Origin of the sequence: Streptomyces luteoverticillatus (assembly GCF_003970715.1) — a bacterium.
Lineage (GTDB): Bacteria > Actinomycetota > Actinomycetes > Streptomycetales > Streptomycetaceae > Streptomyces > Streptomyces abikoensis.
Map to the genome: position 1 here is coordinate 3,348,291 of NZ_CP034587.1, position 20,911 is coordinate 3,369,201.

The window sequence follows — 20,911 nt, forward strand, 5'->3', positions numbered from 1 at the left end:
AACCGCCCTGTTGAACGCAGGCTATGCCTTTGTGAACGCGTGCACAAAGATGGTGTCCGATTTGCCCGGCCAAAGTGATGGGTGTCACGCGGTGATTCCCGTCAAGGCGGGAACCATGGACGACGACACCACGACTGTCACTCAGGCCACTCGCGCAACAGGAGCGGACCGACGGGGTCATGACCGTCCACCCCTTTCCCCGGCCGGGCCGTTTCCTCCCGGACGTCAACAAAACGCCCACGATGGTAGTCGACTCAGGCATCCATCACACCCACGCGCGGGGGCGCGGCCGCCTGCCAGAATGGCCGGCATGAGTCCGCTCCTGCGCCGCGGCGCCCGCAAGAACCCGGCCGACAGCGTCGTGACGCTGATCGGCAAGCCCGGCTGCCACCTGTGCGACGACGCCGAGGCCGTGATCGCCGAGATCTGCGGCGAGCTGGGCGCCCGCTGGGAGAAGAAGGACATCACCGAGGACGAGGAGCTCCACCGCAAGTACTGGGAGCAGATCCCGGTGATCCTCGTCGACGGCGACCAGCACGACTTCTGGCGGGTGAACCCGGACCGGCTGCGCAAGGCCCTCGGCGCCTGACCGCGCTCCCCACGCCCCCTGCGACCAGGGCGGCCACCCGCCGCGTCACCACCCCGACGCGCAGAGTTCACGCCATCACGGCGGAGGGGACTCCGGTTACCCCGAACAAACTGGCTATGCTCGCGGCATGGCCGTACTCGGATGGCTCACTTACCGCAGGCGTTCCGCCACCGCACGCAGCGTGCTGGCAGGCGAGGCGGCGGCGGAGGCAGCCCGCAAGTCCGCCCAGGAGAACGAAGAGGCCCTGGCCGGAGGCCCCACCGAGCCCCCGGAGCCCGAGCCCGAGTTCCCCGTCGTGGGCGACGAGAAGGCCGCCGCGTTCTTCGACCTGGACAATACGGTCATGCAGGGCGCCGCGATGTTCCACTTCGGCCGCGGCCTCTACAAGCGCCACTTCTTCGGCAAGCGCGAGCTCGCCCGCTTCGCCTGGCAGCAGACCTGGTTCCGGCTCGCGGGCATCGAGGACCCCGAGCACGTCCAGGAGGCCCGCGACAGCGTCCTGTCGATCGTGAAGGGCCACCGCGTCTCCGAGCTGATGACCATCGGCGAGGAGATCTACGACGAGTACATGGCCGAGCGCATCTGGCCCGGCACCCGCGCCCTCGCCCAGGCGCACCTGGACGCGGGCCAGAAGGTCTGGCTGGTCACCGCCGCCCCCGTCGAGACCGCGACGATCGTCGCGCGCCGGCTGGGCCTGACCGGCGCGCTGGGCACGGTCGCCGAGTCGGTCGGCGGCGTCTACACGGGCAAGCTGGTCGGCGAGCTGCTGCACGGCCCGGCCAAAGCCGAGGCCGTCCGCGCCCTGGCCGCCGCCGAGGGCCTGGACCTGGCCCACTGCGCCGCCTACAGCGACTCGGCCAACGACATCCCGATGCTCTCGCTCGTCGGCCACCCCTACGCGGTCAACCCCGACGGCCGGCTGCGCAAGCACGCGCGCGAGCACGGCTGGCGGCTGCGCGACTACCGGACGGGCCGCAAGGCCGCGAAGATCGGCATCCCCGCCGCGGCGGGCCTCGGCGCGCTCGCGGGCGGCGCGGCCGCCGGCATCGCGCTGCACCGCCGCCGTCGCTGAACCCGCCCCCGCCGCACCCGAGTTACCGCCGCGACGCCGGGCCCGGAATCCGGGCCCGGCGTCCCCATGTGCCCGCCCACGGCGGGGTGGGCCTCCATCACCGGTACGGGCGACGTTTCGGCGCGCCTCCTCGCCACTGCCCGTAACCGCCTTGATCGCACAGGCAATCCTTTTGTCATACCCCCACATGGCCCCCGGCAGTCCTCGCGTGTCCGGATTGCCACAACACGCTGCCCAATCGGCCACACCCTCGCCAAATCCGGTCAACTACCGTTTGTAGTTCGATATTTGATCGGCCATGAACCGTAAGAAGATCGAACGGAAACGATGATTTAGGCAACTCGGTGTAGCGCTGCCTGTACGAAGGGTTATTCTCCTCAGACGCAAGCCGGTACCCGCTTGTCCCTACGACGAGTGAACGGTCCCGCACTGCACGTGATGGAAGCTCTGCCTCTGGGAGTCCCGTGTACCCACACGTCGGGGTTGACGCCTCGGGCCTGGCTACGCTGCGCGCAGCGGTCCTCGACCGTCTGCGCGTCTTCGTCCCCACCGCGTACGCCGTCCCCGCCTTCGCCACGCTCGCCCCCGTAGCGGTGGGCGGTCATGCCGGCCCCTGCTACGCCCTCGCCGAGAGCGGGGCGGCCGTCGGCAGACGAACCCGCCGAGGAGCCGCCACCGCCACGTCGACCACCCCCCGCCGCCCCAGCGCCGACAGCGACAGCGCCCGGATGCTCGACCTGGTCGAGCGCGCCCAGGCCGGCGAGGCCGAGGCCTTCGGCCGGCTCTACGACCAGTACGCCGACACCGTCTACCGCTACATCTACTACCGCGTGGGCGGCCGGGCCACCGCCGAGGACCTGACCAGCGAGACCTTCCTGCGCGCCCTGCGCCGCATCGGCACCTTCACCTGGCAGGGCCGGGACTTCGGCGCCTGGCTGGTGACCATCGCCCGCAACCTGGTCGCGGACCACTTCAAGTCCTCCCGCTTCCGGCTGGAGGTGACCACCGGCGAGATGCTCGACGCCAACGAGGTCGAGCGCAGCCCGGAGGACTCGGTCCTCGAATCCCTTTCCAACGCCGCCCTGTTGGAGGCGGTCCGCAAGCTCAATCCACAGCAGCAGGAATGCGTCACCCTCCGCTTCCTCCAGGGCCTCTCGGTCGCCGAGACCGCCCGGGTGATGGGGAAGAACGAGGGCGCGATCAAGACCCTCCAGTACCGGGCCGTGCGCACCCTGGCCCGGCTCCTCCCGGACGACGCCCGCTGACGTCCGCCGACCCCCGCCGGGCCCTCGCCCGGACCCCCTGACCGGCCCCCCTGACCGGACCGACCGACCGGACCCCTCACCGACCCGATGTCTGGATTCACTCACCGGCGGCCACCTCTCTCCGGCCGCGTAACCCGACTGCCGCGCCACTCGTTGTCCGGGATGCAGACTTCCCCAAGGCGCTTCGTGACCGTATTCACTCACTCGATCGAGTGGATGCGTTCACGTCGTGCAACCCTTCAGGTGCCCCGGGGAGTCGACCGTCATGACGAGAGGAGGTGCCGCCTGTGATCGCGAATGTATCGGCGCACCGGCGGGCGAACGCCTTCGCCCAGGCCCTGGAGGACCAGGAAGTCCAGGGTGCTGCGGCCGCACAGTCCGACCCATCGCTGGAAGACACCGAGCACGCAAGGCTGTTGGCGCTGACGGGCGGCCTCGGCGCGCTCCCGGCCCCCCAGCTGGACGCCGAGGTCAAAACCGTCCAGCGGGCACAGCTGATCGCCGCCATGGAGGCCCAGTTCGCCGGGGGCGGTGCCGTTCCGGCGCAGCGCTCCGGGCGGGGTGCCCACCGGGCGCTGAGCAGGCTGAGGCCGCGCTCCCGCTGGTCCAAGGGGCTCGCCGCGGGCGGTCTCACGGTCGGCGTGGCGGCGGGGGCCTTCGGCGGCGTGGCCGCCGCGAGCTCCGGCGCCCTGCCCGGCGACACCCTGTACGGGCTCAAGCGCGGCATGGAGGACCTCAAGCTGGGCATGGCCGACGGCGACTCCGACCGCGGCGGGCTCTTCCTCGACCAGGCGTCGACACGCCTCCAGGAGGCCAACCGCCTGATGGAGCGCGGCCGCTCCGGCCAGCTCGACCACGAGTCGCTGACGGAGATCCGCCGCACCCTCGCCGGGATGCAGCACGACGCCGCCGAGGGCCACCGGCTGTTGCACGGCGTCTACCAGCGCGACGGCTCGCTGGGCGCGATCCAGCGGCTCTCCTCGTTCACCGCCTCGCACCGCGAGGGCTGGAGCAGGCTGCGCGAGCGGCTCCCCGTCCAGCTCACCGACGTCGGCAACGGCGTCTCCTCGGTGCTCGACGCCATAGACGACGAGGTCGAGCCGCTGCGCGGGCTGCTCCACGAGAAGCAGGGCAAGCACGGCGGCGAGGCGGGCCCGTCCGGGGCCGCCCGCCAGGGCTCGCCCGGCAGCAACGGCCAGGACAGCCCCGCGCCGAGCTCCAAGGCCCCGGCCACGGCCGACGGCAAGCACCCCAGCGGCAAGCCGGCCCAGTCCTCCCCCAGCAGCCGGGAGGAGCACGAGGGCCTGCTGGGCGGCACGGGCCTGCTCCAGCCGTCGCCGGGTACGGACGGCTCGGGCGCGGACCGGTCGGCGCACGGCAAGGACGGCAAGCCTTCCAAGCAGCCCGACATCACCATCCCCCCGCTGCTGCCGAACATCCTCCCGGGGCTCGGCATCCACGGGGAGGACGACAAGTAGCGTCTCCGGGCGGCCTATGGGCGGCCTTCGGCGGTCGGTGTTCTTCGCCTAGAAGAACACCGACCGCCTTTGCACGAGCAGCTTGTAAAGCGTGTGCTGAATCGTTTCCCGGACCTGGTCCGTGAGGTTGAACATCAGCATCGGGTCGTCCGCGGCCTCCGGCGGATAGCCGTCCGTGGGGATGGGCTCCCCGAACTGGATCGTCCACTTCGTGGGCAGCGGCACCAGCCCCAGCGGTCCCAGCCAGGGCCAGGACGGCGTGAGCGGGAAGTACGGGATGCCCAGCAGCCGCGCGACCGTCTTGGAGTTGCCGAGCATCGGGTAGATCTCCTCGGCCCCGACGATCGAGCAGGGCACGATGGGCGCCCCGGCACGCAGTGCCGTCTGGACGAAGCCGCCCCGCCCGAAGCGCTGGAGCTTGTACCGGTCGGAGAACGGCTTCCCGATCCCCTTGAAGCCCTCCGGCATCACCCCCACCACCTCGCCGCGCTCCAGCAGCGTCTGGGCGTCCTCGGCGCAGGCGAGGGTGTGGCCGAGCTTCCGGGAGAGCTCGTTGATCAGCGGCAGCATGAAGACCAGGTCGGCGGCGAGCATCCGCACGTTCCGCCCGGCCGGGTGGTGGTCGTGGACGGCGACCTGGAGCATCAGGCCGTCGACGGGGAGAGTGCCGGAGTGGTTGGCGACGATCAGCGCCGCGCCCTTCTCCGGGATGTTCTCGACGCCCTTCACCTCGACCCGGAAGTACTTCTCCTTGAAGGGCCGCAGCAGGGAGAGGATCACCTGGTCGGTGAGCTCCTGGTCGTAACCGAAGTCGTCGACCTCGTACTCGCCGGTGACGCGGCGGCGCAGGAAGTTCAGCCCGTGGGCCAGCTTCCGCTCCCAGCCGCCGTCCCCGGCGGCCGCGGGGGCGGCGGCGGTGCCGCCGTCCGCCGCCTGCTCCGGCCGGCCCTCCCGCCCTGCCCGCGCCCGCTCCTCCTCCCGCTGGGCGGGCACGGGCGCGAGCGCCGCCGGCACCCGGTTCGTCCGGGCGCGGGCCGTGCGGCCCGGCCGCCGCTTGGCCCGGGGCTCCTCGCCGAACGGAATGACCTTCGCATCGGCCATGGTGCGTGCGCTCCTCAGTTCTGGCCGCTGCCGGCAGGCATCAGCGCGGCGATCCGGTCGACGGTACGGGCGAGGGTCTCGGGCGGCAGCAGACCCGGGCCGCGACTGCGGGCGAAGTCCGCGAAGGCCTCCGCGGTGGAGTACCGGGGACGGAAACCCAGGGTCTCGCGCATCTGCGTGGTCTCGACGACACGGCCGTGGGTGAGGAGCCGGACCTGCTCGGGCGAGAAGTCCAGAGCGCCGACCGACCGCAGCGCGGAGCCGACCCAGGTGACGGTCGGCAGGAAGAAGGGGAGCGTGGGGCGCCCGAGGCGCCTGGCGGCCTGTGAGAGCAGCAGAACGCCGTCCCCGGCGATATTGAACGTGCCGCTGTTCAGCGTGGACCTGGCGGGCTCCCCGGCGGCCATCCGGAGCACCTCGATGGCGTCGTCCTCGTGGACGAACTGCAGCCGGGGGTCGAAGCCCAGCACGGTGGGCAGCACGGGCAGCGAGAAGTACTCCGCCAGCGGCGAGTCGGCACAGGGCCCCAGGATGTTCGCGAAGCGCAGCACGCACACGGCCACGTCCGGCCGGCGGCGGGCGAAGCCGCGGACATAGCCCTCGACCTCGACGACGTCCTTGGCGAAGCCACCGCTGGGCAGCGACTTGGGCGGCGTGGACTCGGTGAAGACCGCGGGATCGCGGGGGGCGGAACCGTACACGTTCGTGCTGGACTTGATCACCAGCCGTTTGACGGACGGGGTCTTCTGGCAGGCACCGAGCAGCTGCATGGTGCCGATGACGTTGGTCTCCTTGACCGAGGCCCGGCTGCCGCGCTTGCCCAGCGGGGTGCCGTTGACGTCCATGTGGATCACGGTGTCGACGGAGTGCTCCGCCAGGACCCTGCCGATCGTCGGGTGGCGGATGTCCGCCCGTAGGAAATCGGCCCCGCCGAGATGGTGCTCGGGTGGCACCGCGTCCACCCCGATGACGCGGTCGACGTCGGGCTCGCGCTGGACGCGGCGGACGAACCGTCCGCCCAGCTGCCGTGCGACTCCGGTGACGAGCACGACCTTGCCCAAGATCAGCGCCTTCCTTCCCACGTCCGTCCCACGCCTGGAGAGACGAGCGGTGCCCTGTCGCGGCCACCGTAGCGGGTCGTTGTTGCACTGTGACGACCGCCGGGAGGACCGGGCGTCATTTCAAGCCGTAGCGAAGGCTTCACTCACCGCAACGCACCGCAGCCCTCCCACCGTGACCGGTGGAAGGGCTGCGGGTCGAGCACAGCGGCGGTGCTTACTTCTTGTTGCGACGCTGAACACGCGTGCGCTTGAGCAGCTTGCGGTGCTTCTTCTTGGCCATCCGCTTGCGCCGCTTCTTGATAACAGAGCCCACGACTACCCTCGCTTACATCGATTCACTCGGTGCGGGGCGTCCGAGCCCACACGACCTACATCGGGCCAGCCTACCCGGCACCGGGCGATCAGCGTAATCCAGGGCCCCCGTCAGGCTGTTTCCACCCCCACGTAGGACTCTCGGAGGTACTCGTGCACCGCTTGTTCTGGGACCCGGAACGACCTGCCCACCCGGATCGCCGGCAGATGACCGCTGTGCACCAGCCGGTACACGGTCATCTTGGAGACTCGCATCACCGCGGCGACCTCCGCCACGGTAAGGAACACGACCTCGTTGAGAGGCCTTTCGCCAGCAGCCATGACACACCTGAACCTTCCGCACATGACGCGCACCGGCTTCCCCTCCGGTGACTCCTCGTCGCTGCGCGCTCACTCCCCAGGTTAGGGGCGGGTGATGCGAGTGGGGAAGAGGAGCAGCCATCGGCCGCCTACTGTGACAGACACGCTCGATTGAGTACATAGCGAGTAAGCGGTCGGTAGTAATCAGACCGCACAGTGTCATCAAGCGGAACGGCGACGGACACTCGCCCCTCGGCCTCTCCGACGAACAGCGCGGGGTCGTCCGAGTCCGCCAGCCCGATGGCCTCAATGCCCAGCTGACCTGCCCCGCAGACCCATCCGTGGTCCCCGATGACCAAGGCCGGCAACGGCCCGCCCGACCCCGCCGCGGCGTCAAGCGCGGTACGAACCGGGAGAGGTGAATGAGTATGCGCGCCGGGCTCACTTCCGGGAGCCCGTGCGCCGGGTTCGCGCACCATCGCGACTCCTTGGGCGTAGTGAAGGTTGTATGTGCGTACGCCGAACCGGGTCGTTATGTCGACACTTCGACCCTGCGCCGGAGTGAGGACATCGCATCCCGCCGCCGACAGGGCGGCGGCCAAGGCGGCGTAGAAGCCCAGGAGCGGGTGGGGGTGACCGGTGCCCAGGAGCACGGGAGCGCCCGACGCGGCCGCTGTCGCGAGCCGATCGGCGAAGGCATCGAGTGCCACCAGCGTGCGGTCCGGATCGATCACATCCTGCCCGGAAGTGTGCTTGGGATCGGCCGAAACTCCACACCTTTGGGTCATGAGTTGCAACAACTCGGGGAAACGCCAGTCGGATTCAGGCTCCAACCCGATCAACACCCGTGGGTCCCGGGCGGCGAACAACCGGTAGCGGCTCAGGTTCCGTTCCCTGGGCGTGGCGACGGCCCCCGCCAGGTGAGTGACGAGGAGATGATCGCGGAGCGCGTGACGGGTCAGCACGAGGCCGATGGTCGCGGACGGGAACGGTGGGGGGCGGGGATTCGGGACGGCGTCCCACGCGAGGGCTAACGGGAGTTGGGAGGTGGGGGCCCGCGCGCCTCATGGGTCTCAGGGCAGAAGGCCGTGGGTCTCAGGGCAGAAGGCCGTGGGCGGGGAAGACCGCCTTGCGGGTCGCGAGGATCGCCTGGTCCAGCCGGTCGGCCGGGTCGTACCCCGACTCGTCGAACGAGCGCCACTCCGGCTCACGACCATCCGTCATCCTCAACGGCCCCAACTGCGCCGTGCGACGGAACACTTCACTCCGCCACAGGTCCGGCACGGACGACGCGGGATCCACCGGCCGGTCGGCGGCGATGGCCACCAGATGGGTCCACGACCGCGGCACCACATCCGTCACGGCATACCCACCGCCCCCGAGCGCCACCCACCGGCCGTCCGCGTGACGGTGCGCCAACTCATGGCAGGCGGCGGCCACATGCCGCTGTGCGTCCAGCGAGACGGCCAGGTGCGCCAGCGGGTCCTCGAAGTGGGTGTCGGCCCCGTGCTGGGTCACCAGCACCTGCGGCCGGAAGGCCGCCAGGAGCTCGGGGACGACCGCGTGGAAGGCCCGCAGCCAGCCGGCGTCACCCGTGCCCGCCGGCAGCGCCACGTTCACCGCGCTGCCTTCCGCGTCCGGCGCCCCCGTCTCCGTCGGCCAGCCGGTCTGCGGGAAGAGCGTCTGAGGGTGCTCGTGGAGGGAGATCGTCAGGACACGGGGGTCCTCCCAGAACGCCGCCTGGACGCCGTCGCCGTGGTGGACGTCCACGTCCACGTAGGCCACCCGCTCGGCGCCCAGCTCGAGCAGCCGGGCGATCGCCAGGGCCGCGTCGTTGTAGACGCAGAAGCCGGATGCCGCGCCGGGCATGGCGTGGTGCAGCCCGCCGGCGAAGTTCACGGCGTGCGGCACCTCCCCCCGCCATACGGCCTCGGCGGCCCCCACGGACTGCCCGGCGATGAGCGCCGCGGCATCGTGCATCCCCGCGAACGCCGGGTCGTCGACGGTCCCGAGCCCATAGGACGTGTCGGCGGACGTGGGATCGGCCGAGGCCTCGCGGACGGCGGCGATGTAATCGGGGCGGTGGACGAGGCGAAGGGTCGACTCGCCGGCGGGCGGCGCGGAGACAACACGGACCGCCCGGTCCAGCTCGAACGCCTCGACAAGCCGCATGGTCAGGGCGAGGCGTACGGGATCCATAGGGTGCCCGGGGCCGAAGTCATAACCGGTTACCGCTTCGTCCCACATCAGCTGTGCGTGACTGCTGCTCGTGCCGCTCATGGCGGCAACGCTATCGGTAGCCGTAAACGCAAGAAAGCCCTGGTGGGTATCCCCACCAGGGCTTTCTCTAAAAGGAGTTCGGCGGCGTCCTACTCTCCCACAGGGTCCCCCCTGCAGTACCATCGGCGCTGAAAGGCTTAGCTTCCGGGTTCGGAATGTAACCGGGCGTTTCCCTAACGCTATGACCACCGAAACACTATGAAATTAACGTCATCCGGCACTTTGGATGTTCGTTATTTCAGAACTAACACAGTGGACGCGAGCAACTGAGGACAAGCCCTCGGCCTATTAGTACCAGTCAGCTCCAACCGTTACCGGTCTTCCACACCTGGCCTATCAACCCAGTCGTCTACTGGGAGCCTTACCCCATCAAGTGGGTGGGAGTCCTCATCTCGAAGCAGGCTTCCCGCTTAGATGCTTTCAGCGGTTATCCCTCCCGAACGTAGCCAACCAGCCATGCCCTTGGCAGGACAACTGGCACACCAGAGGTTCGTCCGTCCCGGTCCTCTCGTACTAGGGACAGCCCTTCTCAAGACTCCTACGCGCACAGCGGATAGGGACCGAACTGTCTCACGACGTTCTAAACCCAGCTCGCGTACCGCTTTAATGGGCGAACAGCCCAACCCTTGGGACCGACTCCAGCCCCAGGATGCGACGAGCCGACATCGAGGTGCCAAACCATCCCGTCGATATGGACTCTTGGGGAAGATCAGCCTGTTATCCCCGGGGTACCTTTTATCCGTTGAGCGACGGCGCTTCCACAAGCCACCGCCGGATCACTAGTCCCGACTTTCGTCCCTGCTCGACCCGTCGGTCTCACAGTCAAGCTCCCTTGTGCACTTACACTCAACACCTGATTGCCAACCAGGCTGAGGGAACCTTTGGGCGCCTCCGTTACCCTTTAGGAGGCAACCGCCCCAGTTAAACTACCCACCAGACACTGTCCCTGATCCGGATCACGGACCCAGGTTAGACATCCAGCACGACCAGAGTGGTATTTCAACGACGACTCCACACACACTGGCGTGCATGCTTCACAGTCTCCCACCTATCCTACACAAGCCGAACCGAACACCAATATCAAGCTATAGTAAAGGTCCCGGGGTCTTTCCGTCCTGCTGCGCGAAACGAGCATCTTTACTCGTAGTGCAATTTCACCGGGCCTATGGTTGAGACAGTCGAGAAGTCGTTACGCCATTCGTGCAGGTCGGAACTTACCCGACAAGGAATTTCGCTACCTTAGGATGGTTATAGTTACCACCGCCGTTTACTGGCGCTTAAGTTCTCAGCTTCGCCCCACCGAAATGGAGCTAACCGGTCCCCTTAACGTTCCAGCACCGGGCAGGCGTCAGTCCGTATACATCGCCTTACGGCTTCGCACGGACCTGTGTTTTTAGTAAACAGTCGCTTCTCGCTGGTCTCTGCGGCCACCCCCAGCTCAGAGCGCGAAGCTCATCACCAGAAATGGCCCCCCTTCTCCCGAAGTTACGGGGGCATTTTGCCGAGTTCCTTAACCATAGTTCACCCGAACGCCTCGGTATTCTCTACCTGACCACCTGAGTCGGTTTAGGGTACGGGCCGCCATGAAACTCGCTAGAGGCTTTTCTCGACAGCATAGGATCATCCACTTCACCACAATCGGCTCGGCATCAGGTCTCAGGCTTCATGCTGCCCGGATTTACCTGGACAACGCCCTACACCCTTACCCCGGGACTACCACCGCCCGGGCTGGACTACCTTCCTGCGTCACCCCATCGCTTACCTACTACAAGTCTGGTTCGTCGGCTCCACCACTCCCCTTTGTCCGAAGACTCCAGGGCGGCTTCACGGACTTAGCATCGCCTGATTCGATATTGGGCGTTTCAAAGCGGGTACCGGAATATCAACCGGTTGTCCATCGACTACGCCTGTCGGCCTCGCCTTAGGTCCCGACTTACCCTGGGCAGATCAGCTTGACCCAGGAACCCTTAGTCAATCGGCGCACACGTTTCCCACGTGTGTATCGCTACTCATGCCTGCATTCTCACTCGTGAACCGTCCACAACTCGTTTCCACGGCTGCTTCACCCGGCACACGACGCTCCCCTACCCATCCATACACCCGTTGGGGCTGTTGTATGAATGACACGACTTCGGCGGTACGCTTGAGCCCCGCTACATTGTCGGCGCGGAATCACTTGACCAGTGAGCTATTACGCACTCTTTCAAGGGTGGCTGCTTCTAAGCCAACCTCCTGGTTGTCTCTGCGACTCCACATCCTTTCCCACTTAGCGTACGCTTAGGGGCCTTAGTCGATGCTCTGGGCTGTTTCCCTCTCGACCATGGAGCTTATCCCCCACAGTCTCACTGCCGCGCTCTCACTTACCGGCATTCGGAGTTTGGCTAAGGTCAGTAACCCGGTAGGGCCCATCGCCTATCCAGTGCTCTACCTCCGGCAAGAAACACACGACGCTGCACCTAAATGCATTTCGGGGAGAACCAGCTATCACGGAGTTTGATTGGCCTTTCACCCCTAACCACAGGTCATCCCCCAGGTTTTCAACCCTGGTGGGTTCGGTCCTCCACGAAGTCTTACCTCCGCTTCAACCTGCCCATGGCTAGATCACTCCGCTTCGGGTCTTGGGCGCGCTACTCAATCGCCCTATTCGGACTCGCTTTCGCTACGGCTTCCCCACACGGGTTAACCTCGCAACACACCGCAAACTCGCAGGCTCATTCTTCAAAAGGCACGCAGTCACGACACAAGAGCAAGCCCTTGTGCGACGCTCCCACGGCTTGTAGGCACACGGTTTCAGGTACTATTTCACTCCGCTCCCGCGGTACTTTTCACCATTCCCTCACGGTACTATCCGCTATCGGTCACCAGGGAATATTTAGGCTTAGCGGGTGGTCCCGCCAGATTCACACGGGATTTCTCGGGCCCCGTGCTACTTGGGTGTCTCTCAAACGAGCCGCTAATGTTTCAGCTACGGGGGTCTTACCCTCTACGCCGGACCTTTCGCATGTCCTTCGCCTACATCAACGGTTTCTGACTCGTCTCATGGCCGGCAGACCATGAAAGAGAGATCCCACAACCCCGCATGCGCAACCCCTGCCGGGTATCACACACATACGGTTTGGCCTCATCCGGTTTCGCTCGCCACTACTCCCGGAATCACGGTTGTTTTCTCTTCCTGCGGGTACTGAGATGTTTCACTTCCCCGCGTTCCCTCCACACTGCCTATGTGTTCAGCAGCGGGTGACAGCCCATGACGACTGCCGGGTTTCCCCATTCGGACACCCCCGGATCAAAGCTCGGTTGACAGCTCCCCGGGGCCTATCGCGGCCTCCCACGTCCTTCATCGGTTCCTGGTGCCAAGGCATCCACCGTGCGCCCTTAAAAACTTGGCCACAGATGCTCGCGTCCACTGTGCAGTTCTCAAACAACGACCAGCCACCCGTCACACACCATCAGATGGTGCTACACCGGGGCCGGCATCGAAGGTCCAGACCGTAGTCCGTACCCTCAGACACCCAACAGCGTGCCCGACCCAATTCCCAGGTTTCACGTTCCACGCCGAAGCAGTACTAGTGAACCCTCAAGAACTGTGCCGAATAGTCAACGTTCCACCCATGAGCAACCGTGCGAGTCATTCGCTCGCAGTCGGCTATGTGCTCCTTAGAAAGGAGGTGATCCAGCCGCACCTTCCGGTACGGCTACCTTGTTACGACTTCGTCCCAATCGCCAGTCCCACCTTCGACGGCTCCCTCCACAAGGGTTGGGCCACCGGCTTCGGGTGTTACCGACTTTCGTGACGTGACGGGCGGTGTGTACAAGGCCCGGGAACGTATTCACCGCAGCAATGCTGATCTGCGATTACTAGCAACTCCAACTTCATGGGGTCGAGTTGCAGACCCCAATCCGAACTGAGACCGGCTTTTTGAGATTCGCTCCACCTCACGGCATCGCAGCTCATTGTACCGGCCATTGTAGCACGTGTGCAGCCCAAGACATAAGGGGCATGATGACTTGACGTCGTCCCCACCTTCCTCCGAGTTGACCCCGGCAGTCTCCTGTGAGTCCCCATCACCCCGAAGGGCATGCTGGCAACACAGGACAAGGGTTGCGCTCGTTGCGGGACTTAACCCAACATCTCACGACACGAGCTGACGACAGCCATGCACCACCTGTACACCGACCACAAGGGGGCGACCATCTCTGGCCGTTTCCGGTGTATGTCAAGCCTTGGTAAGGTTCTTCGCGTTGCGTCGAATTAAGCCACATGCTCCGCTGCTTGTGCGGGCCCCCGTCAATTCCTTTGAGTTTTAGCCTTGCGGCCGTACTCCCCAGGCGGGGAACTTAATGCGTTAGCTGCGGCACGGACGACGTGGAATGTCGCCCACACCTAGTTCCCAACGTTTACGGCGTGGACTACCAGGGTATCTAATCCTGTTCGCTCCCCACGCTTTCGCTCCTCAGCGTCAGTATCGGCCCAGAGATCCGCCTTCGCCACCGGTGTTCCTCCTGATATCTGCGCATTTCACCGCTACACCAGGAATTCCGATCTCCCCTACCGAACTCTAGCCTGCCCGTATCGAATGCAGACCCGGGGTTAAGCCCCGGGCTTTCACATCCGACGCGACAAGCCGCCTACGAGCTCTTTACGCCCAATAATTCCGGACAACGCTTGCGCCCTACGTATTACCGCGGCTGCTGGCACGTAGTTAGCCGGCGCTTCTTCTGCAGGTACCGTCACTTTCGCTTCTTCCCTGCTGAAAGAGGTTTACAACCCGAAGGCCGTCATCCCTCACGCGGCGTCGCTGCATCAGGCTTTCGCCCATTGTGCAATATTCCCCACTGCTGCCTCCCGTAGGAGTCTGGGCCGTGTCTCAGTCCCAGTGTGGCCGGTCGCCCTCTCAGGCCGGCTACCCGTCGTCGCCTTGGTAGGCCATCACCCCACCAACAAGCTGATAGGCCGCGGGCTCATCCTGCACCGCCGGAGCTTTCCACCACCAACCATGCGGTCAGTAGTCATATCCGGTATTAGACCCCGTTTCCAGGGCTTGTCCCAGAGTGCAGGGCAGATTGCCCACGTGTTACTCACCCGTTCGCCACTAATCCACCCCGAAGGGCTTCATCGTTCGACTTGCATGTGTTAAGCACGCCGCCAGCGTTCGTCCTGAGCCAGGATCAAACTCTCCGTGAATGTTTACCCGTAATCGGGTGACACTCGCGTTGAGCGGAACAACCAGGCGGAATAGGCCCGGTCGTTCACAGCGTCCTCGCTGTGTGTTGCCTCCCACCAGCCAAACGGCGGCGGAAGGACTTTTTAAAGGAACCTCATCCATCGAGATGGACGGGGTGTCAACATATCTGGCGTTGACTTTTGGCACGCTGTTGAGTTCTCAAGGAACGGACGCTTCCTTTGTACTCACCCTCTCGGGCTTTCCTCCGGGCTTCCCTTCGGTGTTTCCAACCTTACCAGATCCGTTTTCCGTTCCGTTCCCGGTTCGGATTTTCGTTTCCGGCCCCCTGTTGGAGCGGGGTTTCTCGCTTTCGGCCTTTCGGCCCCCGGCGTGATCACTACTTTAGCGGATTTTCCCCGGGGCGCCTAATCGGCACCCGATCCGAATTCCGGGCACGCCGAAATTCATCCCGTTCCAGGGTCAAGCCAAGTGGTGATCGCCGCCGATGCGGCAAGAGTGGCCGCCTCGTTGTCCTTGCGGACCCCGTGGCAACTCGAAGGACTCTACACGAGCCTGTAACCATCATCAAACCAGTGGCGCAAGTGGGTTTGGCGGGCGTACGGTCGGCCGCATGACGAAGCATGCCCGCACCCAGCAGTGGTGGGCCGCCTGACGGCGGCCCGACCTCGCGCGTAGCGCGCATGCATCCAACGGCCGCCGCCTCGGCGGCCGTTTTTGCTGTCCGTGGCGGTGGTCCCGACTCTCAGGACCCAAGGAGCCACGACACCCATGACCCGGATCTTCAGCGGCATCAAGCCCACCGGCCACCTCACCCTCGGCAACTACCTCGGGGCCCTGCGCCAGTGGGTCACCGTCGACCAGCACCGGGCGGATGCCCTCTTCTGTGTCGTCGACCTCCACGCCCTCACCGTCGACCACGACCCGGCGCGCGTCCGCCGGCTCAGCCGACAGGCGGCGACTCTGTTCCTCGCCGCCGGGCTGGACCCCGCCCTCTGCACCCTCTTCGTACAGAGCCACGTCGACGAGCACACACGGCTCTCCTATGTCCTCGAGTGCACGGCGAACGACGGCGAGATGCGGCGGATGATCCAGTACAAGGAGAAATCCGCGAAGGAACGAGCCGCGGGAGGCAGCGTTCGGCTGTCTCTCCTCACCTATCCCGTGCTGATGGCGGCGGACATCCTCGCCTATGGGGCCGACGAGGTCCCGGTGGGTGACGACCAGGCGCAGCACGTCGAGCTCACCCGCGACCTGGCCGTGCGGTTCAACCAGCGGTACGGGCACACATTCACGGTTCCGAAAGCCGTGCTCCCGAGCGTCGCGGCACGGGTCATGGACCTCCAGGACCCCACCTCGAAGATGGGGAAGTCGCATGGGGAGACGTCCGGCATCGTCTATCTGCTCGACGAGCCGGACGTCGTGCGCCGGAAAGTCATGCGCGCGGTGACCGACAGCGGGAGCGAGGTCGTCCACGACCGGGAGGCGCGGCCCGGCGTCGCGAATCTGCTGGAGATCCTGGCGGCGTGCACGCGGACGGCAGGCGATGGTGACGTCGGTCCGGCGGAGCTGGCGACGCGGTACAGCTCGTACGGGGCGTTGAAGAAGGACACGGCCGACGCGGTCGTCGAGACGCTGCGGCCGATCCGGGAGCGGCACGCGGAGCTGTGCGCCGACCCCGGGTACGTCGGCGAGGTGCTGCGGGCCGGTGCCGAGCGGGCACGGGGGCTCGCCAGGCCGACGGTCGACGCCGCGTACGAGGCCATCGGCCTGCTCCCCGCGAGGTGACGGGCGCGCCCGTCACCAGTGATCTGCGGTCGTCTCACCCCGCCGCGCGGAAGGACCTGCGGAAAGACCTGCGGTAGTCGCGCGGGCTGGTGGCGAGGCGGGCGGCGAAGTGCTGGCGCATGGTGACCTCGCTGCCGAAGCCGCAGCGGCGGGCGACCTCGGGCATGGGCAGGTCCGTGCGTTCCAGCAGCTGCTGTGCCGCGGCGACGCGCTGGTCGAGGAGCCACTGGATCGGGGTCGTCCCCGTGGTGGCGATGAAGTGGCGGGCGAAGGAGCGCGGTGACATGCCGGCCCAGCGCGCCAGCTCGGCGACGGTGAGCGGTTCGGACAGCCGACGGAGCGCTCGTTCGCGTACCGCCGCCAGGGTGTCCGATGCCTCGCGGTCGTCGGCCGTCGGCGCGGGGTGCTCGATGAACTGTGCCTGGGTGCCCGTGCGGAAGGGGGCGGTGACCATCGAGCGGGCGATGGTGGCCGCCGCCTCGGCGCCGTGGGCGGTACGGACCAGGTGAAGGCAGAGGTCGATCCCCGCGGCGACGCCCGCCGCCGTCCAGACGCCGTCGTCCTCGACGAAGAGGGCGTCCGGCACGACCTCGACGCCTGGGTGGGCGGCGGACAGCAGAGTCGTGAGGTTCCAGTGGGTGACAGCGCGCCGCCCGTCGAGGAGCCCGGCCTGGGCGAGCACGAAGGCTCCCCCGCACAGCGCCGCCACGGGAACGCCGGCCCGGTGAGCATCGCGCAGCGCGTCCAGTACGGGCTCGGGGACGGGGGCCAGGTGGTCGTCGACGCCGGGGACGACGACGAGATCGGCGGTGGCCGTCCAGTCCAGGGCCTGGTCGGGGGCGAGGGTGAGGCCGCCGGGCATCCGGACGGGCGCGCGGTCCGGTGCGCAGCGGCGGAGTTCGAAGGGCGGGGCGCCGCGCCCGGTGCGGTCGACGCCCCAGACCTCGGCGATGACGGCGACGTCGAAGGCCCGTATGCCGGGAAAGGCGACGAGGGCGATGCGCTGGGCGGTGCCGGATGGCTGCATGACGGCCATGGTGCACCAGCCCCGCCCATCCATGGCACTAATCCATCGATCAGGGTCTCTTCTGCCACTGTCGACTCCCGTGTCGCGTCGACAGGATGATGGACATGGAGATCAACGAACTCGCCCAGAACACCGCGCAGAACACCGCGCTCATCGTCATCGACGTGCAGAAGGCCTGGCACGACCCGTCCTTCCCGCCCCGGGACAACCCCGCGGCCGAAGGCAATATCGCCGCGCTCGTCGACGCCTGGCAGGAGGCGGGCCGGCCGGTCGTCTTCGTGCGGCACGACTCGCCCAAGGCGGACTCCCCGCTCCGCCCCGGGCAGGAGGGGAACGACTTCCAGGACTTCGTCGAGGAGCGCCGGGGCCGGGGCACCGGTCCGGAGCTGCTGCTCACCAAGACCGTGAACTCCGCCTTCATCGGCACGCCGGACCTGCGGAGCTGGCTGGACGCGGCGGGGATACGGCAGATCGTCGTCGTGGGCGTCATGACGAACTGGTGCGTGGAGACCACCGCCCGGATGGGCGGCAATCTCGGCTACGACGTGATCGTGCCGCTCGACGCCACCCACACGTTCGACGCCGTCGGCCCCGACGGCCGGTCCCTCACGGCCGCCGAGCTGGCGCGGGCGACGGCGACCAATCTGCACGCGGGCGGTTTCGCGAAGGTCGTCTCCACGGCGGCGCTGCTGGGCTGACAGACCGCTGCTGGGCTGACAGGCCTATGGCATCAGCCCTGGGGTGTCAGCTGGGGGTGTCAGCTGTGGCCGGAGCCCAGTTCGCGGCTGCGGTCGCGGGCGGCCTCCAGGGCGGCGATCAGGGCGGCGCGTACGCCGTGCTTCTCGAGCTCGCGGATCGCGCTGATGGTCGTACCGGCGGGCGAGGTGACGGCCTCGCGGAGCTTCACCGGGTGCTCGCCGCTGTCGCGGAGCATGACGGCGGCGCCGATGGCGGCCTGGACGATCAGGTCGTGGGCCTTGTCCCGGGGGAGGCCGAGGAGGATGCCGGCGTCGGTCATCGCTTCGACGAGGTAGTAGAAGTACGCCGGGCCGGAGCCGGAGAGGGCCGTCGCCGCGTCCTGCTGCGACTCGGGGACGCGGAGCGTCTTGCCGACCGGCTTGAAGATCGCCTCGGCGCGGAGGAGGTGGTCCTCGGTGGCGTGGGAGCCCGCGGAGATGACGGACATGCCCTCGTCGACGAGGACGGGGGTGTTCGGCATGACGCGTACGACGGGGACGCCGGCCGGCAGCCGCTCCTCGAAGAAGGCGGTGGGCACGCCGGCCGCGGCGCTGATGACGAGGCGGTCGGCGGGCAGGTGCGGGGCGAGCTCCTCGAGGAGGGTGCTCATGTCCTGCGGCTTGACGGCCAGGATCAGGGTGTCGGCGGTCTTGGCGGCCTCGGTGTTGCTGACCACCTCGACGCCGTAGCGGGCGCGGAGCGCCTCGGCGCGTTCGGCGCGGCGGGCCGTGCACATCAGGTCGTCCGTGGACCAGCCCGCGCGGATCATGCCGCTGAGGAGGGCCTCGCCGATCTTTCCGGTGCCGAGGACGGCGACTCTCTGCTGCACGGGGGCTCACCTCTTCGTTCCGCTGGACTCGCTTCATCCTCCCACCTCGGTCGCCCCGGGGGGCCCGGGGAAGCGGTAGCTCCTCTTTCCCGACACCGCGTTTACATCGTGGTTACAAATCAACTCGGCGATCCGCACCACGACTTGGCCAAAATATGGTCGAGTGATTAACAGCCCGGCGCCGCAGGGACGACGGCGTCGGCGCCGCTTGTCGCCGCGCGCTCTCACGCGCCACCCGATGCCCATCGGCCCCTTACTCCACCTGTCTGGCAACGATCCTCATCGCATCGCTGCGCGCGCCTCGAGCGCGCTGGAGGCAAACCTCATGCAGAAGACTCTCTTCCGCCGTGTCCGCACCGCCGTCGACCGCGTTGGCCTGCTCGCCGACCTCCGGGCCGATTTCGCCGCGTCGCTGGTCGTCTTCCTCATAGCCGTGCCCCTCTCGGTGGGCATCGCCGTAGCGTCCGGCGTCCCCGTGGAGCTGGGCCTCGTGACCGGCATCGTCGGCGGCCTGCTCACGGGCTTGTTGCCGGGCAGCAGCATGCAGGTCAGCGGCCCGGCGGCCGGCCTGACGGTGCTGGTCTACGAGGCCGTACGGGAGTACGGGCTCAGGGCGCTCGGCGCGCTCGTCCTCACCGCCGGGCTGCTGCAGGTGGCGATGGGGCTGCTGAAACTGGGCCGCTGGTTCCGGGCCATCTCGGTCGCGGTGGTGCAGGGCATGCTCGCGGGCATCGGCGTCGTCCTGATCGCCGGGCAGCTGTACGCGCTCGCCGACGCGGACGCGCCGGCCGGAGCGCTCGAGAAGCTCGGCGGCCTGGTCACTCTGCTCACCGACACCCTGGCCTCGGCCGACTCGCTCGCCGCGCTCGCCGTCGGCGTCGGCACGGTGGCCGTACTGGTGCTGTGGCCACGCTGGCAGTGGGGCGCGCGTCTCGTCCCGGCGCCCCTGGCCGCGGTCGCGCTCGCCACGACGGCGGTCGGGCTGCTCCGACTGCCCGTCGACCGGGTCCAGGTGCGCGGGCTCTTCGACGCCATTCAGCCACCGTGGAATGGCGATTTCGCGCGCTTGACGGAGTTCGGCGTCCTGGGAACGGTGCTCGCCTTCGCGCTCATCGCCTCGGCCGAGACCCTCTTCAGCGCCGCCGCCGTCGACCGCCTCCACGACGGCCCGCGCACGGACTACAACAAGGAACTCATCGCCCAGGGCGCCGGCAACACCGTCTGCGGCGTGCTCGGCGCCCTGCCCATGACCGCCGTGATCGTCCGCAGCTCCGCCAATGTGTACGCGGGCGCCCGGACGAAGGCCTCGCGCGTCCTCCACGGCGTATGGCTGCTGGTCTTCGCGACGCTGCTGCCCTGGGCCCTGGAACTCATCCCGGTCGCGGCACTCGCGGGGGTGCTCGTCCACGCGGGCTGGAAGCTCCTGCCGGGCCGTGAACTGGGCCCGCTCTGGCGGGACCACCGCGGCGAGGTCGCGGTCCTGGTGACGACCACCGTCGCCATCGTCGTGACCAACCTCTTCGAGGGCGTGGTCGTCGGCTTGCTGCTGGCCATCGTGAAGGCGGCCTGGGAGACGTCCCACGTCCACATCGAGACCACTACGACGAGGGACGGCCGGGTACGGGCACGGGTGCTCGGCAACGCCAACTTCCTGCGGCTGCCCCGGATTCTGGACGAGCTCGACGCGCTGTACCGAGCCGGGGACCGGGCCGGCCACGGAGTCGAGCGCGGCGTCGAGCTGGACCTCACCGGCCTTCGCCATATGGACCGGGCCGTGCACACCGCGCTCTCCGGCTGGGCGGAACGGCACGGCTCACTGCGGAACGGCGACGAGAACGGCGATGGAGAAGCCACAGGACGAGTCGTCGCGGTCTAGGCGGTCTAGGCG

15 protein-coding genes and 3 rRNA genes are annotated in these 20,911 nt (G+C 67.4%); 7 read left to right on the forward strand and 11 right to left on the reverse strand.

Annotation, left to right across the window (positions count from 1 at the left end; genetic code table 11):
* The first annotated feature begins 301 nt into the window (after window positions 1–301).
* The 4 genes from EKH77_RS14665 to EKH77_RS14680 all read left to right on the forward strand — a co-directional run bounded on the left by EKH77_RS14665 (window position 302) and on the right by EKH77_RS14680 (window position 4,404).
* Entirely contained in the window at window positions 302–589 is a 288-nt protein-coding gene (locus EKH77_RS14665; protein WP_397613134.1) for a glutaredoxin family protein, read from the forward strand.
* Between the two features lie 127 nt (window positions 590–716).
* The gene (locus tag EKH77_RS14670) at window positions 717–1,661 is read left to right on the forward strand and encodes an HAD family hydrolase (RefSeq protein WP_126914829.1); all 945 of its coding nucleotides are present in this window, start codon (window positions 717–719) and stop codon (window positions 1,659–1,661) included.
* Window positions 1,662–2,125: 464 nt separating this feature from the next.
* A complete protein-coding gene (locus tag EKH77_RS14675; RefSeq protein ID WP_126914830.1) occupies window positions 2,126–2,926 on the forward strand; it encodes an ECF subfamily RNA polymerase sigma factor, BldN family in 801 nt (266 codons plus the stop codon).
* A gap of 287 nt (window positions 2,927–3,213) precedes the next feature.
* Window positions 3,214–4,404 (forward strand): DUF5667 domain-containing protein, encoded by a 1,191-nt coding sequence (locus EKH77_RS14680; protein ID WP_126914831.1) that lies wholly within the window; start codon window positions 3,214–3,216, stop codon window positions 4,402–4,404.
* 48 nt (window positions 4,405–4,452) lie between these two features.
* Here the strand turns inward: EKH77_RS14680 and EKH77_RS14685 are convergent, their stop codons facing one another.
* The 9 genes from EKH77_RS14685 to EKH77_RS14725 form a co-directional block, all read right to left on the reverse strand.
* Window positions 4,453–5,505, reverse strand: coding sequence for a lysophospholipid acyltransferase family protein (locus EKH77_RS14685; RefSeq protein WP_126914832.1), 1,053 nt, complete (start codon window positions 5,503–5,505; stop codon window positions 4,453–4,455).
* Window positions 5,506–5,519: 14 nt separating this feature from the next.
* A complete protein-coding gene (locus tag EKH77_RS14690; RefSeq protein ID WP_126914833.1) occupies window positions 5,520–6,566 on the reverse strand; it encodes an NAD-dependent epimerase/dehydratase family protein in 1,047 nt (348 codons plus the stop codon).
* Window positions 6,567–6,780: 214 nt separating this feature from the next.
* Window positions 6,781–6,879: a 30S ribosomal protein bS22 gene (locus EKH77_RS14695; protein ID WP_003948845.1), complete on the reverse strand. Its 99-nt coding sequence runs from the start codon at window positions 6,877–6,879 to the stop codon at window positions 6,781–6,783.
* A gap of 110 nt (window positions 6,880–6,989) precedes the next feature.
* A complete protein-coding gene (locus tag EKH77_RS14700; RefSeq protein WP_067299677.1) occupies window positions 6,990–7,199 on the reverse strand; it encodes a helix-turn-helix domain-containing protein in 210 nt (69 codons plus the stop codon).
* A 128-nt stretch (window positions 7,200–7,327) separates the two neighbouring features.
* A complete protein-coding gene (locus tag EKH77_RS14705) occupies window positions 7,328–8,143 on the reverse strand; it encodes a phosphatase (RefSeq protein ID WP_126914834.1) in 816 nt (271 codons plus the stop codon).
* Window positions 8,144–8,273: 130 nt separating this feature from the next.
* The gene (locus EKH77_RS14710) at window positions 8,274–9,458 is read right to left on the reverse strand and encodes an acetoin utilization protein AcuC (RefSeq protein ID WP_126914835.1); all 1,185 of its coding nucleotides are present in this window, start codon (window positions 9,456–9,458) and stop codon (window positions 8,274–8,276) included.
* Between the two features lie 76 nt (window positions 9,459–9,534).
* Window positions 9,535–9,651: ribosomal RNA gene (rrf, locus tag EKH77_RS14715) — 5S ribosomal RNA — on the reverse strand.
* A gap of 75 nt (window positions 9,652–9,726) precedes the next feature.
* Window positions 9,727–12,847, reverse strand: a 23S ribosomal RNA gene (locus tag EKH77_RS14720).
* 272 nt (window positions 12,848–13,119) lie between these two features.
* Window positions 13,120–14,643: ribosomal RNA gene (locus EKH77_RS14725) — 16S ribosomal RNA — on the reverse strand.
* Together the 16S, 23S and 5S rRNA genes form the textbook arrangement of a ribosomal RNA operon.
* 769 nt (window positions 14,644–15,412) lie before the next feature.
* Between EKH77_RS14725 and trpS the strand changes: the two genes are divergently transcribed.
* Window positions 15,413–16,429, forward strand: coding sequence for a tryptophan--tRNA ligase (gene trpS / locus EKH77_RS14735; protein ID WP_126914836.1), 1,017 nt, complete (start codon window positions 15,413–15,415; stop codon window positions 16,427–16,429).
* A 34-nt stretch (window positions 16,430–16,463) separates the two neighbouring features.
* Here the strand turns inward: trpS and EKH77_RS14740 are convergent, their stop codons facing one another.
* A complete protein-coding gene (locus tag EKH77_RS14740; RefSeq protein WP_126914837.1) occupies window positions 16,464–17,456 on the reverse strand; it encodes a GlxA family transcriptional regulator in 993 nt (330 codons plus the stop codon).
* Window positions 17,457–17,560: 104 nt separating this feature from the next.
* On the opposite strand from EKH77_RS14740, the gene EKH77_RS14745 reads away from it, so the two are divergent.
* Window positions 17,561–18,154 (forward strand): cysteine hydrolase family protein, encoded by a 594-nt coding sequence (locus tag EKH77_RS14745; protein WP_126914838.1) that lies wholly within the window; start codon window positions 17,561–17,563, stop codon window positions 18,152–18,154.
* 59 nt (window positions 18,155–18,213) lie between these two features.
* Here the strand turns inward: EKH77_RS14745 and proC are convergent, their stop codons facing one another.
* Window positions 18,214–19,023, reverse strand: coding sequence for a pyrroline-5-carboxylate reductase (gene proC / locus EKH77_RS14750; protein WP_126914839.1), 810 nt, complete (start codon window positions 19,021–19,023; stop codon window positions 18,214–18,216).
* A gap of 325 nt (window positions 19,024–19,348) precedes the next feature.
* On the opposite strand from proC, the gene EKH77_RS14755 reads away from it, so the two are divergent.
* Window positions 19,349–20,899, forward strand: coding sequence for a SulP family inorganic anion transporter (locus EKH77_RS14755; RefSeq protein WP_126914840.1), 1,551 nt, complete (start codon window positions 19,349–19,351; stop codon window positions 20,897–20,899).
* The last annotated feature ends 12 nt before the right edge of the window (window positions 20,900–20,911 follow it).

What these genes read in the sequence shown, in the direction of transcription:
- EKH77_RS14685 (WP_126914832.1), bottom strand. Translation starts at nt 5,505, where the DNA reads ATGGCCGATGCGAAGGTCATTCCGTTCGGCGAGGAGCCCCGGGCCAAG.
- EKH77_RS14670 (WP_126914829.1), top strand. Translation starts at nt 717, where the DNA reads ATGGCCGTACTCGGATGGCTCACTTACCGCAGGCGTTCCGCCACCGCA.
- EKH77_RS14755 (WP_126914840.1), top strand. Translation starts at nt 19,349, where the DNA reads ATGCAGAAGACTCTCTTCCGCCGTGTCCGCACCGCCGTCGACCGCGTT.
- EKH77_RS14740 (WP_126914837.1), bottom strand. Translation starts at nt 17,456, where the DNA reads ATGCAGCCATCCGGCACCGCCCAGCGCATCGCCCTCGTCGCCTTTCCC.
- EKH77_RS14745 (WP_126914838.1), top strand. Translation starts at nt 17,561, where the DNA reads ATGGAGATCAACGAACTCGCCCAGAACACCGCGCAGAACACCGCGCTC.
- EKH77_RS14710 (WP_126914835.1), bottom strand. Translation starts at nt 9,458, where the DNA reads ATGAGCGGCACGAGCAGCAGTCACGCACAGCTGATGTGGGACGAAGCG.
- trpS (WP_126914836.1), top strand. Translation starts at nt 15,413, where the DNA reads ATGACCCGGATCTTCAGCGGCATCAAGCCCACCGGCCACCTCACCCTC.
- EKH77_RS14665 (WP_397613134.1), top strand. Translation starts at nt 302, where the DNA reads ATGGCCGGCATGAGTCCGCTCCTGCGCCGCGGCGCCCGCAAGAACCCG.
- EKH77_RS14700 (WP_067299677.1), bottom strand. Translation starts at nt 7,199, where the DNA reads ATGGCTGCTGGCGAAAGGCCTCTCAACGAGGTCGTGTTCCTTACCGTG.